The organism is Pseudomonas sp. Pseusp97 (assembly GCF_047304025.1).
GTDB lineage: Bacteria > Pseudomonadota > Gammaproteobacteria > Pseudomonadales > Pseudomonadaceae > Pseudomonas.
Genome location: NZ_JBGLYK010000554.1, coordinates 1 through 261, shown reverse-complemented (window position 1 = coordinate 261; position 261 = coordinate 1). Strand labels below are relative to the sequence as shown.

1 protein-coding gene is annotated in these 261 nt (G+C 69.7%); it reads right to left on the bottom strand.

The window, feature by feature from the left end:
• Positions 1–261, bottom strand: a 261-nt coding sequence (locus tag ACCC94_RS30315) for a polysaccharide deacetylase family protein (RefSeq protein WP_413353247.1), incomplete at both ends; no start/stop codon positions are given.

The window sequence follows — 261 nt, the reverse complement described above, 5'->3', positions numbered from 1 at the left end:
CACATGGTCCCAGGTGTGGGAAGCGAACTCATGGCCTTCGGCGGCCCGCGCCTTCCACCACGGAGCCCACTCCGCGCCCAGGCTGCCGTCGCCGGTCTGCGTGCGCTCGTTGGCGGCAAAAAACGTGACCTTGACCTGGTGTTTGTTCAGCACCTCGGCCATCATCGGCGCGACGGCCATGTGGCCGGTGTCCAGCGTCAGGTAGACGGGTTTGCAGGGCGCGGCCGCCTGGGCGGGCTGCATGCCGACCGCCGCCAGGGC